At 54.6% G+C, this 14,847-nt stretch carries 8 protein-coding genes; 5 read left to right on the forward strand and 3 right to left on the reverse strand.

All coding sequences use genetic code 11. The annotated features are described in order from the left end of the window. Positions 1–88 precede the first annotated feature (88 nt). The 4 genes from HNQ64_RS23205 to HNQ64_RS23220 all read left to right on the forward strand — a co-directional run bounded on the left by HNQ64_RS23205 (position 89) and on the right by HNQ64_RS23220 (position 3,504). Entirely contained in the window at positions 89–451 is a 363-nt protein-coding gene (locus tag HNQ64_RS23205) for a hypothetical protein (protein ID WP_184213131.1), read from the forward strand. A gap of 16 nt (positions 452–467) precedes the next feature. Continuing rightward, on the forward strand, positions 468–1,160 hold the full coding sequence (locus HNQ64_RS23210; protein ID WP_184213133.1) for a hypothetical protein: 693 nt from the start codon (positions 468–470) through the stop codon (positions 1,158–1,160). A gap of 36 nt (positions 1,161–1,196) precedes the next feature. Continuing rightward, on the forward strand, positions 1,197–2,771 hold the full coding sequence (locus HNQ64_RS23215; protein ID WP_184213135.1) for an ammonium transporter: 1,575 nt from the start codon (positions 1,197–1,199) through the stop codon (positions 2,769–2,771). Positions 2,772–3,195: 424 nt separating this feature from the next. After that, complete coding sequence (locus tag HNQ64_RS23220) at positions 3,196–3,504, forward strand: hypothetical protein (RefSeq protein WP_184213137.1); 309 nt, start codon at positions 3,196–3,198, stop codon at positions 3,502–3,504. A 145-nt stretch (positions 3,505–3,649) separates the two neighbouring features. Here HNQ64_RS23220 and HNQ64_RS23225 read toward each other — a convergent pair whose 3' ends face one another. After that, on the reverse strand, positions 3,650–7,210 hold the full coding sequence (locus HNQ64_RS23225) for a pyruvate carboxylase (RefSeq protein ID WP_184213139.1): 3,561 nt from the start codon (positions 7,208–7,210) through the stop codon (positions 3,650–3,652). Positions 7,211–7,461: 251 nt separating this feature from the next. Here HNQ64_RS23225 and HNQ64_RS23230 point away from each other — a divergent pair, with 251 nt between their 5' ends. Then, the gene (locus HNQ64_RS23230; RefSeq protein WP_184213141.1) at positions 7,462–8,253 is read left to right on the forward strand and encodes a PIG-L deacetylase family protein; all 792 of its coding nucleotides are present in this window, start codon (positions 7,462–7,464) and stop codon (positions 8,251–8,253) included. A 69-nt stretch (positions 8,254–8,322) separates the two neighbouring features. Here HNQ64_RS23230 and HNQ64_RS23235 read toward each other — a convergent pair whose 3' ends face one another. Both HNQ64_RS23235 and HNQ64_RS23240 read right to left on the reverse strand, forming a co-directional pair. Next, the gene (locus HNQ64_RS23235; RefSeq protein ID WP_184213143.1) at positions 8,323–8,763 is read right to left on the reverse strand and encodes a host attachment protein; all 441 of its coding nucleotides are present in this window, start codon (positions 8,761–8,763) and stop codon (positions 8,323–8,325) included. 107 nt (positions 8,764–8,870) lie between these two features. Continuing rightward, positions 8,871–14,828, reverse strand: coding sequence for an Ig-like domain-containing protein (locus HNQ64_RS23240; protein ID WP_184213145.1), 5,958 nt, complete (start codon positions 14,826–14,828; stop codon positions 8,871–8,873). Between the last annotated feature and the right edge of the window lie 19 nt (positions 14,829–14,847).

Raw genomic sequence — 14,847 nt, forward strand, 5'->3', positions numbered from 1 at the left:
CCCATGTCGAATACAGAACGTTCGTCAAGGCCAGAAGTCACATTGCAGACTGCCTAAAAGTGGCACGCTGCGTGCTTATTCTTGGGGAGTGGAAGCCACCAGAATCATTCCCATCACAGCCAGCCGCCCCGTACAAGGTCAACAACCTGCCAATGTCATTCGCATGGAACCTGATCCTGGTTTGATCAAAATGGATACTCAGCAGGGACGCGAATCGTTGTCCGGGGGAGATGCCGAATCTTCTCAGCGTTTCGCCAGCGAGGTCAAGTACGTCACTTATTATGCTCAAAAGCTAGCCGATACCCTGGGCATGCATCAGCTCCAGCTTGGCATCATTGAGGATCGAGAAGGCCAGACGGCTTTCCAAAATTCCACCAACGGATGGCATGGTGTGGTTAGTAGCAATCGTCGTTCCTTGAAACAAGTGCGTGAATCTCTGACCCGAGGCTGAAAAGGCACATCCCAGCATGAATTTAAATTCACTCATCGGGGCCGTTGCAGCCCTGCAGCGACTGGAAGGTGTGGCAGGTGTCATGCTTTTCAAAGGACGGAACACGGTGCATAAACAAATGCCTTTCTCTGAAGGACGCGCGCTGGATCTCATGGATGTGCTCGGGCAGATGCTGGAGGGATACCGACAGGTGCGGAGGAAGATGCGTCAGGTCTATCTTGAGTTCGATGGGGGCACCCTTTTGGTTCTCATTCAGGATGAAACGATCTTGGTGTTTCTCCTCACCGCGAGGGCGGATGCAGACCTCGCTGCCAGCGCCGCTAGCGTCTTGCTGAATGACCATGCGCTCGTGCTGACTCAGTTGTCCACTGAAGCGGCCGATTCTGTTTCGCGAGCCCACGATGGAATTGAAGAGCTTGTGGTTAGCAGCCCTCGTCGTCTTCAAGAAATCACGGACAAGGCCGAAGTCGTCGTCAACAACTGGGGGCAGGTTCGGAAGCAAGTCGAAAGCATCCTGGGAAAGGTCATGGGACGTGCCCAACTTTCGATGATGATTGACCGAGTCATGGCGAAACGAGGGGTGCAAGACCCCTATCGTTTGCCGCCGGCCGAGGTTCGAAAACTTGCAGAAGCCTTGATCGAACAGGTGCCTAACACCACCAAACGTCAGGCCCTGCTGAGTGAGCTAGAAACTCTTTTAGCCGAATAAATTCATCCTCCCTTCACGCTTTTACTTTCGTCATTCATGATCCGTTATCTCCGTTCTTTTTTCTTCCTGATCGTCATCTCAATGGCTCACTCCGCAGATGGCCAAGATGCGTCTGTAGCCCCGCCAGCTATTGAGCAAAAGCTGGATGGGATCATGGAAAAACTAGACGCCAATGAGCGCGTCAATGCACGCCTGGACAGCATTCTGAAAAAGCTAGATGCGAATGATCAGGTGGTTAATCGCCTGGATGGTCTTTTGGAAAAACTGAGCCAGAGTGACAAAGCTACAGCCCCTCAAGCCACTTCCCCAGCAGCCACGCCAGCCAACCTTGCCAATCCAGTCACTGAGGGGAATGCAGTCCCTGTAGGTGCCCTTGAATCCCTCCAGTCTAACATCAATTATGTCTGGATCGTCATCACTGCCGCCATGGTGTTTTTCATGCAGGCAGGCTTTGTGATGTTGGAGATTGGAGCCTGTCGGGCTAAAAACACCATCAACATTGTGATGAAAAGTTTCCTAGACTTTTGCATCTGCGCCATTGTTTTTCTTTTGGTTGGGTTTGGCCTCATGTTTGGCACCAGTTGGAGAGGGCTTGTTGGCATGGACGGGTTTTGGCTCTCCACGTTTGGAGCTGACCATCCCATCTGGGTTTTTTGGTTCTTCCAGTTAGGCTTTGCTGGAGTTTCCTGTACCATCCTTTCCGGAGCTGTGGCCGAAAGAACAAAGTTCATGGGCTACCTGCTCTATTGCGCCCTCTTTACCATCTTTATCTATCCAGTGGTGGGGCACTGGGTATGGGGAAGTTTTGCCGGCACCTTTGGCATCGGCGGGGAGAAGGGTTGGCTGGAGGCACTTGGTTTTGTCGATTACGCAGGCTCTTCAGTGGTCCATGCCTGCGGAGGTGCATGTTCTTTAGCTGGGATTCTAGCCGTTGGGCCTCGCGTCGGGCGTTTTGGCAAAGATGGCACCCCACGTCTCATTGCTGGACATAATATACCGCTTGTTGCCTTGGGCGTTCTCTTGCTGTGGTTTGGCTGGTTTGGATTCAATGCAGGATCATCCTTAAGCGGTAGTGGGGTCATTGGTCGTTTGGTGGTGAATACCACCATCTCCCCGGCTGCCGCAGGTTTGGCTGCCATGGTCGCCATGTGGTTCATCCAGGGACGTGCAGATGTGAATATCGCCATGAATGGGGCATTGGGTGGTGCTGTGGCTATCACGGCCTGCTGCGGCAATGTGACTCCCGCTGCGGCCATCCTCATTGGTCTATTCGGCGGCATCACCACCACCGTCGCCACCATCGCGCTGGAGCGTCTGCGCATAGACGATGCCGTCGGGGCCGTACCAGTGCATCTGGCCTGTGGTTGGTGGGGCACCCTGTGTGTCGCCCTCTTTGATGAAAAAGGTTTTAGCATCGAGCGCCTCGGGATCCAGGCTCTAGGGACCTTCAGCATCAGTCTCTATGCCTTCATCTCCTGCTCCATCATCTTTGCTTTGATCAAACTAGTCGCTCCCACTCGCGCAACGGAGGAGGAGCAAATCAATGGCTTGGATTTCTCAGAGCATGCGGCCAATGCCTACCCCGATTTCCAAACAACGGAACAAGCTTAAGCTCATGCCGCAAACTCTTCGGGCCTGAGCATTTCGGGTGGGATAAACTTAAGCGCAAGACTTCAAAAGACGTGAAGTCCGTCTTCATCCGCCCTTGATATGAGGAATGACTCATATCAAGGCTAGTAGGCAACTGCAATTGCCCATCTTTTTGATAATAAGGAAGCTTCCTGGCCCTTGGCTTAATTCAAAGAGCCACGGCTTGAAACTGGATGAATGAGCTTCATACCGCTGAATCTCCACTCGCTAAAATATCCACGCACCGCAGCCAAACATCTCCCGTTTCTACCCAAAGCAACAATCTTGTCACGATCTTGTGAATTACCATCTCTGATTATGACAGCTATTGGTCCGTTTGAGATGCTTTCGTGGTGATTTGCCTAGATTGGCACGAATCTTGGTGTTTCATTAAGCTCCCCCCCCTATGACAGACACAGATCTTTCAACAAAGTACACCCGCGTCGTGAAAACCAGCCTGGGCCAGTGGGTTCAGGCCATGGTGGTCAAAGAACCTCTGGCCATCACCCCGCAGATTCATTGGAAAGGCGTCGGCCGTATGCTTCCCGTGCGTGCCCTGCCGGAGAATGTTGAGCAAGCGCGTCGTGCGGCTCTCAAAGACCGCCGTTTTTTCCGTCACTGCGAACGCTGCAATGAAGTCCGTCCTGTTTCGCTCATCCTTGAAGCTGGCGTTTGCATGGACTGCATTCACAAGATGCAAGCCGTCGCGGCCTAACGTCTTTACACTCATAAAGCCAGACGCTCAGAAGAGTGTTTGTAGTTTTATCGTGTTTTGATGCAGCGATGAGAGCCAATCAAGCAATCGTGCCCAGAGTGTTAGGTCTGGGCACGATCATCATAGTCTTCCACTGCTAGCTGGCTTATTTCCCAAGCCGCACAAGCAGGTCTTTGCTCTCCACGCTTTCGCTGATCTTCACACAGATTTCTTGGACCGTTCCCGAGGTGGGCGCGGAAACAGCAGCGAACATCTTCATGGCCTCTAGGGTCACGAGAGTTTCGCCCTCTTTGACTTTCTGGCCCACACTCACGGCGATGCTGGCCACCATGCCGGGCATCGGTGCGCCTACTTGGGTCGGGTCAGCCGGGTCAGCCTTGGTCTTCGTCACCGCATCCTTGGCCAGCAGCTTGTTCGTCACCGTCGTGTGACGGGGATAGCCGTTGAGTTCAAAGATGGCCGTCTGCTGGCCGTTCTGGTCTGGCTCGGTCATGTTCAGCAGCCTCACGAAGAGTGTTTTACCAGCCTCCAATTCGATGTTGATCTCTTCCTTCTGCTGCAAGCCGTAGTAGTAGGCCGGCGTGGGCAGGGCTGAGACATCGCCATAGGTTTTGCGGAACTCCGCAAACTTCAGGAACACATCTGGATACATGAGGTAGCTCCACACATCGTCTTCAGTGGGCTTCTTCTTCATCTTCTGTTCCAGCTCGGCGCGCACCTCATCCAGCTTGATCTTTGCGGCGTGCGTTCCTGGGCGGCCGTTGATGCGTTTGCCGCCTTTGCCCACGATGGCATCGGCCAGCGCATTCCACTTCTTGCGGCTGTCGGCAGCCTTGTCGGCCTCCATGCCGTAGAAGGGCTCGCCCAGCCAGCCTTCAAACATGCTCGTCACGTCCTTGCTCCACTTAGTGCCAGCGAGCTGGAAGATGTCGCCCGGCTTCACGCCACGCGCCACGCACTCGATGGCTAGGTCGCCCACCACTTTGGAGGAAGGTGTGACTTTCACGATGTCGCCGCAGAGCTGGTTCACCTCCGCATACGCGTGGGCGATCTCCGGCCAGCGTGGCCCTAGGCCCATGCCAATGGCCTGTTCCTTGAGGTTCGTGTACTGGCCGCCAGGCATCTCATGCAGATACACTTCAGCGGTGCCGTAGGGCTCGCTTGTGTCGAAGGGTTTGTAAAACGCGCGCACGGCCGCCCAGTAGTCGCTGAATTCCTGCAACGCTTCCGTATTCAGTCCTGTGTCACGCGGCGTGTGCTGCATGGCGGCGACGATGGAGTTCAGGTTCGGCTGGCTAGTGCCGCCAGACATGGAGGCGATGGCCGCATCCACCACATCTACTCCGGCATTGGCTGCCTCGATGATGCTGGCCGCATTGAGGCCACTGGTGTCATGCGTGTGGAAGTGGATAGGGATGCCCACCTCGTCCTTCAGCGCTTTTACCAGCTTCTTCGCCGCATACGGGCGCACCAGTCCGGCCATGTCTTTGATACACAGCATGTGCGCCCCCATCTTCTCTAGTTCCTTGGCTAAGCGCACGTAATACTTCAGGTCATACTTGTCGCGTTTTGGGTCCAAGATGTCGCCGGTATAACAAAGAGTGCCTTCACAGATGGAACTTGTGTCCTCGCGCACAGCCTGCATGGCTGCCGTTAGGTTGGGCAGGTAGTTTAGGCTGTCGAAGATGCGGAAAATGTCCATGCCGTTTTGGGCAGCATGTTTGATGAATCCCTTCACCACATTGTCCGGGTAGTTGGTATAACCCACAGCATTGCTGCCACGGAAAAGCATCTGGAGAAGGATGTTCGGCACCTTTTCGCGGATATCGCGCAGGCGCTCCCACGGGTCTTCGCGCAGGAAGCGCATCGTCACGTCAAAGGTCGCCCCACCCCACATTTCCAGGGAGAAAAGGTCTGGCGTGCGCCGCGCCACGGCATCCGCCACCGCCAGCATGTCATAGGTGCGCATGCGGGTGGCCAGCAGGCTCTGGTGTGCATCGCGCATGGTGGTGTCCGTCAGCAACAGGCGCTTTTCTTTGGCCACCCAGTTTTTGCAAAATTTTTCCGGGCCCATCTCCGTGAGGAGCTGCTTCGTACCAGGAGCCGGGGCCACTTTGTGATCCCACTTCGGAATCGGTGCGGCGATGAAGGCCTTGCTGATCTTGTGGCCCTTGGCAAACGGGTTGCCATTCACCACCGTGTCTGCCAGATAGTTTAGCAGCTTCGAGGCACGGTCCTTGCGCGCTACGAACTTCAGCAGGTCTGGATTGTTATCAATGAATCGTGTGGTCGCCTGGCCGGTCTTGAAGTCTTCATGGTGCACCACGTTCATCAGGAATGGGATGTTCGTCTTCACCCCACGAATGCGAAATTCGCGCAGGCCACGGTCCATGCGATCCAGCGCCTGCTGGTAGGTGCGGCCATAGACCGTCATCTTCACCAGCATGGAGTCATAATAAGGCGTGATGACCGCATTCGTCGCGCCGAGTGCACCGTCCAGTCGCACGCCAAACCCACCGGCACTGCGGTAGGTGAGGATTTTGCCAAAGTCCGGTGTGAAGCCGTTCTCCGGATCTTCGGTGGTGATGCGGCACTGGATGGCGTAGCCGCTCTTTTCGATTTTGTCCTGGGCAGGCAGGCCCAGCGGCTCATCATGCACCTGGTAACCCTGCGCGATGAGGATCTGGCTGCGCACGATGTCAATGCCCGTGATCTCCTCCGTCACCGTGTGCTCCACCTGGATGCGTGGATTCATCTCGATGAAGAACCATTCGCCCGTTTCGTGGTCCACCAGGAATTCCACCGTGCCGGCATGCGTGTAGTTCACTTCTTTCGCCAGCTTCACCGCCGCTTCGCACAGGCCATCGATGATCTCCTGCTTTACGCCATAGCTCGGCGCCTGTTCGATCACCTTTTGGTGGCGGCGCTGCACGGAGCAGTCACGCTCATGCAGGTGCAAAACATGGCCGTGCTTATCCGCCAGGATCTGCACCTCGATGTGCTTCGCCTTGCCCACAAATTTTTCCAGGAACACCGCGCCGTTGCCAAAGGAGCGCAGAGCCTCCGTCTGCGCCTCGTCCAGCAGCTTCTCCAGGTCCTTCGCCTCGCGGACCACGCGCATGCCACGCCCGCCACCGCCGAAGGCCGCTTTGATGATCAGCGGAAAGCCGATCTTCTTTGCCACCGCTACCGCTTCTTTGCGGTCGCTCACGGGCTCATCCGTACCTTCTAGGATCGGCACGTTCAGCTTGCGTGCTACATTGCGGGCAGCCGTCTTGTCGCCCATCATGTCCAGGATCTTCGCCTCAGGGCCGATGAAGATGATGCCGGCATCTGCGCAGGCTTGGGCAAACTGAGGGTTTTCTGAAAGGAAACCGTAGCCGGGGTGGATGGCGTCCACGCCCTTTTCCTTGGCCAGGGTCACGATGCCCTCAATGTCCAGGTAGGCACCCAGCGGGCCTTTGTCCTTGTTCAGTTCATAGGCTTCATCCGCCTTGAAGCGGTGTGGGCAAAAGCGGTCTTCCTGCGCATAGATGCCCACCGTTTTCAGCCCCAGTTCCGTGGCCGCCCGCATCACGCGGATGGCGATCTCGGAACGGTTCGCGACCATCAACTTCTTGATCGGGCGGATTCCCGTCGGGGCAGACGGTTTGCTCGATGCAGGGGGCGCAGTGCGGGGGGCTTTGGCGGCGGCTTTCTTGGGCATGGTTGTAGGGTTGGGAAAGGTAAAGACAGGCGATTTTCAACGTCAGCCATCCTTTTGCAAGGCTTGGCGAATTTCAGGGCATTTAAATTTTATCGTTCAGGCTTGGAGAACTCAATGAAACGATGGTTTCCCTGCAATCTAGCTCCTTCAAGCCCACACGCTGGATCGTAAATATCCCACAATGAGACATCGGAACCGGAATCTGTGACAACAGCATGGGAAATCGGACGTAGCATGCTGTCCTTCCCACCATGCCCTCCGTACTCGCTCTCTTCGCCCATCCTGATGACATTGAATTTGTTGCCGCTGGCACCATGCTCCTCCTCCAGGAGCGCGGCTGGGACCTGCATTACATGAATATGTGCACGGGCAATGGTGGCTCGGTGCAAATGGATGGCCCCACCACCTCCCGCACACGTCTGGCGGAAGGGCAGGAGGCCGCCCGCATCCTGGGGGCCACGTTTTACCCGCCCATCGCCGATGACCTGGAGCTCACTTACAGCGTGCCATTGCTGCGTAAAGTAGCTGCGGTGGTCCGTGAGGCACAGCCCACCATCGTCCTCACTCATTCACCTGCCGATTACATGGAAGATCATCAGAATGCGCAACGACTGGCTTGCACCGCCGCGTTTGCCCACCCGATCCAGAATTTCGTCACCGATCCGCAACGCCCCTCCTTCCTGCATGACGTGACCGTTTATCATGCCATGCCTCACGGGCTCTGCGATCCCCTCCGCAAGCGCATCCACGCCGGTGCTTATGTCAACACCACCAGCGTCCATGCGAAAAAGCGCGAATCCCTCGCTGCCCACGTCAGCCAAAAGCATTGGCTGGATGTCACGCAGGGCATGGATTCCTACCTCGTCAGCATGGATGAATCTTCGCGCAAGGTCGGGGCCCTTTCTGGTCAGTTTGAGTTTGCCGAAGGCTGGCGTCGTCATTTGCATCTGGGCTTCAGTGCCACCGCAGTGGATCCTCTCAAAGATGCCTTGGGTGAAGACTGCCTTATCAATGAAAGCTATGAAGCCTCGCTGAAAGAGTAGAGAAAGCGGCTACTTTCTGTCGCCAAGAAGCAAATGGGGCCATGAGAGATTCCGCATGGCCCAAAAGTCTCACACCTCGGCCAGTCTCTTCAAGAGTTCTTCTGGCGTTTGTCCATTCAGATTTTTCTTCACTCGCAGGACCAATTTGTCACGCATGAGTGGTGGCAGTTGGTCTAAAACGGCACCGTGAATCTCAGGTGAGGCCACCAGTCCCCAGGTGTCGATGTTATGTTCGTCGATCAATTCCCCGATTCGCTGACCAATCTTGCGAATAGCGCGCAGTTCCAACTCGGCTTCCAAGGGCAGTCGCTCGGCGGATGAATTGCCCTGTCCCATGGATTCCATGGCAGAAAAGCCACCGGCTTTGTCGGTGACTTGGTCGCTTAATTTTTCCAGTGATTCAGGAATGTCCATGGCATCAAGGGCAGTGATTCGCCCCTCTGCATGTCCGCGATAGGCAATGAAGTGTCCGCGATCCGTGACGATAAGAAGTTCAGGCAAGGTTTTCATGTGGAGTCAAGTTTCTTCTCCTTCATCGCTACCGCTTACCTATCTGGCCCTCAGGAAGTGTAGATGATACAAATCACCGCGCTCCCTGAACGTAAAAAGAATCTTCGCTACTCTCGCACACTCAAACGGAAAAAAACACGGCTCGGCAATGTTTCCCCCGTCGCAGGAGTGGCGATCGCTTGCATCACTTGCGGATCCTCTGCGGGGGATGATTCAGTGGTGAGTGCGACGTTGAGTGAAAGACTGCCATTGTTCTGGCCACTCCGGAACCAATGAATCAGATCTGTGGACCATTCGACTTCGGCTGTGATGTCCTGCCGATTCAAGGCGCGGTTAAAACCAAAGATCGCGTTACTCTGAGTCACCGTGATGGACATCATGCCTTTGTTCCGACTGTCTCCAGGCAGAGAGCCCATGTAGTATTCCAAAAGATTCGACACACCATCACCATCAGCGTCATCATTGGCACCTCGTTTGGCGGAATCTTGGATCAGGTTGAAAGACCAATTTTGAACAGGCCGGTCGGCAATGCTAGCTGTGGCACTTGAATTCATCCCAAGGGTGTAACTTGTATCTGCAACAGCTGCGATTTGGACCACCTCTCCACCTTCAGCTAGGTCATCCGGTAAAATCACCAAGGGTAAATTGGCAGACGATTGCCCCTCTGGGATGACGATGGAGTTCTGAAATCCTGAATAATCCAGTCCAGTGGTAGCACTGCCAGCCGCGGCTAGAGGCACCGTTAGGGCACTGGTCGTGCTGCCAGTGCGTGAAATAGTAAACAACACAGCTTGGTCGCTTCCGCTTTCACCGGCGGCAGAATCAGGCGCTGTAAGTGTGACAACGCTGGCTGCATTGGATGTCGAAAACGGAATCACAAGGATGCGTAGATCGATCGGCTGATGCGTCCCGTTGATCTGTGGTAAATCCTGGGTAAATACTCGGAACTGATTGCCGTTAGTGGCCCACGCCACGATGTTATCTTCCGCTGCCGCAGATCGGGATGAATCAGCGGTGATCAAGAGTGCTGCTGTCGAGGGATTGATGACTGTTCCATCACCGAAAAGTAGGTCCATTCCCTCAGATCCAGGGATTGCGGTGAGTCCCAATTCACTCAGGCCTGCATTCATGTGGGTGACTGCCCCTCCACTGCTGATGGCCGCTGCAAAAACGCCCATCGTCTCTGCTGGAATGTACACAAAGCTAAACGTGCCCGCCTGCCCAGACGCATCATTGTCACGCACATCCACCACCCACCGACCGTCCTCGGTGCGAATCGAGCAAACATTGTCTCCTAAGGATCCCCCATTGCCATTGGTCACTGCCAGTAAATTGCCTGCCGTGGACAGTCCATCGATCCCATAAGTTCCTAGAACACTCAGCAGAGACACAGATACCCCCGCAGGAAGATTGCCACTCAAAATCGCGCCCGTGCTATCCACACTTGCACCTGTCCATCCTGCTTCATACGGCAAGTAGGCCACACTGATACCTGCTGTCTCTTCGGCTGTGGCAGGGTTTGCGGTAGAGCTGTTGTCATTCGCATTGTCCAGCACGCTGATATTGGCACTGCCATCCGTCCCCGCAAAAGGCAGAGCAAGATTGTCCAGAGCATTTAAGCCGGCAGAGATGGTCGTTGGGCTGTTCCAGTTCGTTGCCAGCGTAATGCCAGAATTGAAGGGGATCACTGCACCAGAAATCTTCAGGGACAAATCACCCTCGTTGTTTCCAGGCAAGTTGAAATCATAGGGCGGTAGGCTGGTTCCCACGACTGTCCACGCTGGCAGGTCAAACAAACCGACCGAGCGTTTTTTGGAATCAGTGGGCACCGGGGCTTCGACGAAAACGGACACCGTCACTGCAACAGAATCTGCAACTTGCCCGAGGCTGTCGGTGGCTTTGGCGGTGAATGTGTACGTGCCTGGCGGTAGATTGGTTAGACTGAGGCTGAATGGGGCCTGGGTATCCAATCCCAGAGAGGTCATGGCTGCAGTTCCTTTGAAAAATTCCACCTGACTCACGGGTGCCTCTTTATCGAGAGCATTGACCGTTAGTGTCACATTCCCAGGTGCTGGGATCGCCGTGCCATTGCTGGGAGCAGTTATCGAAATAGTGGGCAATTCATCACCTACCTGAACAGTGATTTTAGCGATGTTGGAAAGCGTGGCCGCATTCGTATTGTCCACCGCAACCGCCGAAAGATTGTGCGTGCCTAACGATGGATTTGTCCATGCAAAGGCATACGGAGCCGTCGTGTCTTCTCCCAACTTCACCCCTTCTCGGTAGAATTCCACACGCCGGATAGAACCATCCGCATCTGCTGCTGTGGCGGTGAGATTGATAGTCACGGGTGTAGCAAAAGCAGCCCCCTCGATAGGGGTATCTAAGGTAATCGTCGGCGCCTGGTTCTCTATCGTGCTGAAACGCCGGGGTGTAGAACTACTGGTTAGGCTACCATCGGAAACAGCGGCATACCACTCGTAGTTTTTTCCAGCTTCGAGGCCTGTCCAATTCAGGGCAGCCACACTGCCCCCTGCTGGTACGGCAACTGTACCCAATGGCACCCAGTTCATCACTGGAACCTGCATATTGTAAGGAAGCTGAACCGTGGATTCCCAAGAGGGAATATCATCACTGGCATTGACAGCACGATCAAGAGTGGGGGAGTAACTTTGCAGACGGATGGAATTGCTCGCGGGTGAGAAGGTCAGAGTCCGAAGAAATCCATTGCCGCCATTGGTCGTCCCTTGGTAATCGGAAAGCACCGAGTAAACGGTTCGGCCCTCGTAAACATCTGCTCTCCGTCCCTCTGCATGGATGTGCCCGCAGAGCATGAGAAAAAAGTTCGGGTTGTCCTTCAGCGCATCATAGATGCCTCGACCTTGTGCGCTAAAATTGGCTGGATTACCACCGCCGATGATGGAATGGCTGGTGGCGATAGCTCGCCGATGTGGATGAGCTTTCAGTAAAGCATCTGCCCAGTTGAGGATGGCGGCATTTGGGGTCGTATCATAGGCAAAGTGAATGGCGATGAAATCCAGTCCACTCGCGCTGAAAAGCTGATAGTTATTCGTATTGTCACTGCCATAGTTTCCTCCCCAATAGGTTCGCTTGGCGAAACGATTGATGCCAAAATATTGATTATAAAAGGAGGTAGAACCACCGTCATAGTTGCCAATAGGGTCGATGTCATGATTGCCCGGTGCCACGCCAAAGGGGACTCCGTGTGCGAGCAGCGTGGTCACCGGATTTTCTAAGCGTGCCATGGCAGCAGAGGCTCGTGTCCATTCGATGTCGTTGCCTCCATTGTTACCCTTTTGCACGATGTCTCCCATGTGACTCACAAAGGCGATATTGCGAGCATTCCTGTTGTCCACGACCCACTTCGTTTGCGCTCCAAAAGTGGCGATGAGTTGCTGCACCGTGATGGTATCGGCATGGCCAGATGCACCCTCAGAATAGAATTGAGTGTCAGGGATTTGGATGAGATTGAAATCGGGGCCTGGAGCTATTGGCGTGGTATGACGACCGTAAAAAGTTACGGTCATCGCATCGCCGTTGTCGTCAAAAACATCCGCCTTTAGCTGAACTGAGGCTTCAGTAACTGAGGTTTCATTCGCTGGTGTAGATAATGCCACCGCAGGATGATTCGCTGAGGGAAGAATATGCAGGGTGGCTACATCGCTTTCACGGGTTGCTCCTCGTTCGTCCAGCACCCGGGCAGTAACCGTGTATTGACCGATCGCAGGGGCTAACCAAATGTATTGATAAGGGGCGCTCGAGTCTTCCCCCACTTTCACCCCGTCCACCAAGAAATCCACCTTAACCACGGGGCCATCTTCGTCAGCAGCGATCGCCTCAAAAGTAACGGGGGATGAGACTGCCGCGCTGGACACTCGTGGCGGCTGAGTCAGTGTGATCGTGGGTTCGATATTTGGCACACCAAAAGGCACACCAGCCACCCAAAGGGGGCCACTGGTCAGTGCGCCGACATCAGCTCCGGCCGAACTCGCAGTCGTTGTGCCGCTGCCTTCATTGAGACCAAAACGTCCGATCAAGCCCGTAGCACTGATGATGGGTTGATCTTTACTCGAAGCGATCTCTGTCGCACTCCGTGCATAATTCCAGACACGTGCTTCATCAATACGCCCTCTAAATGCACCTTCTGCAAGACCGGCAGAATTCAAAGCGGTGCCGATACCAAAATGCTGAATGCTGTCATAACGTGGGCGCGCATTTGCGGTGACTGTTGTCGTGCCTACTTCCACTCCATTGAGATACAATTTCCACGTGCTTGAGCCATGGTCAAACGTTGCGGCCGCGTGATGCCAGGCATTGTTAGACACAGGGTCGTGGCTGGCCGTGATGGGGAAGTTTACACCCGCAGCGATGCCAGTGCCGGGCTGTGCTTCAAAGTCAGCCACGAGTTGTCCCGCTGAATTGATACCAAAGAAGATGTTGCAGTCCACGTTACTGCCATCGCTTTCCCCACGGCCTTTGCCAAAAAGCGGCACAGCACTCACACCTCCTGAACCTGAGCCTGATGTACGGCCAGCTCCCTCACGCCTGAACCAGCATTCCAGGGTGAATCCTGCATCGCTCATTTGCCCCACGTTCAGTGTCGGCGCAGTTCCCATCGTCACGTAGTCATTCTGGCCATCGAATGACAAGGCTGTGTTGGCTGGGATGCTGGCGGGATCCAGCGTGATGGTCACCTGGGTTAGGGGTGTAGTGGCCACATTTCCTTCATTATCCGTAGCTCTAGCTTGGTAGTCATAATGACCGGCTGTTAGACCGACATCTGTGAACGAATACGGGGCGCTGCTATCTGTTGCAATGACTGCCCCGTTGCGCAGAAATTCCACGTGGATCACACTGCCATCGGCATCTGTCGCGGTGGCTTCCAAGTCAAAATTTGCAGTTCCCGTGGCTGAGGCTGCCGGGGCAGGGGACGTCAGCGTCACGACTGGCAATACTGGCGCGGTAAAGAAAGCAAAGCTGAAGACATCATCTGCGGCCGCTGAAGCATTTTGAAGGTTAGGCGTTGCTGCGGGAAGATCGCGACATTCAATAACCCAACGGTTATTTGCCTGATCCCAGGCGGATGAAACGATGTTATCTGTAGTGTTGCCCACACCACCCTCCGGACTCACCAAGAGCGTGCCAGTCTGGTTAGATTCTCCGGCGATTGTGAGATACCAGATACCTGTTGCACCTTTGGTGACACCGATGTTTTTACCTGGAGTATGGGCGGAAATATCCAGGCTAGCATCGCCATTGACTCGGCCAATCGCAGTGAGTTTTTCGCTCCCGACTTTATCGAGTGGCAAGTACACAAAACCGACCCCGTCATTTTCATAGCTGGCTCCATCCACTCCATTGTCATGGCTATAGATTGTAAACGAGCCATTCGCGTTCGCTTGGGACAAAGCGTAGTTATCTTCGTTTCGTGCTCCAGCGACCAAGAGGATTCCGTTCTGAGCGGCATTGTTTCCGGTGAGGGAATTGAGGTTGAGCGTGTATTGCCCACTGGGCGAGGCGAGATCAATGAAGTGGGTATTTAATCCCAAGGCAGAGTTTCCTACCAACTGAGTCAGCTCGCCATTATTGACAGTATTTCGGGCGATACCGCCGATCCATCGAGTGTAAGGGAAGAAACCAAAATTGACATCCATATTCACCTCGCCTCCAGCCGGAGAACTGAATAGTGCGATGGTATAATCTGTTAGACCATCATTGGGACCGAAACCCGCCGTGGCAAAAAAACGACCGATGGTGTCACCTTGGGCCGTGTTATCTCGCGACAATTCAGAAACGATGGGAATGAGCACCCCAACATCTGGATCCACACCCGTGCCGAAGTTTAGGCTATAGTCACCTCGGTTTCCCCCTTCGATAGAAAAGTGGGCTGAGCTCCCCGCCTTCTTCGTGAGGGTGACAGAGGTCTCCTCATTGCCGGCATCATTTTGGGTCACCGTAAGTCCTCCAAACTCGGTGCTTTGAGCTGCGACGAAAAGGGGTAGCCAGAAACAGGCCATTGCTAAAACATGAGGCAAACGAATCATATCATCGGGGGGATGGACC

The sequence above is a fragment of the Prosthecobacter dejongeii genome, from assembly GCF_014203045.1.
GTDB lineage: Bacteria > Verrucomicrobiota > Verrucomicrobiia > Verrucomicrobiales > Verrucomicrobiaceae > Prosthecobacter > Prosthecobacter dejongeii.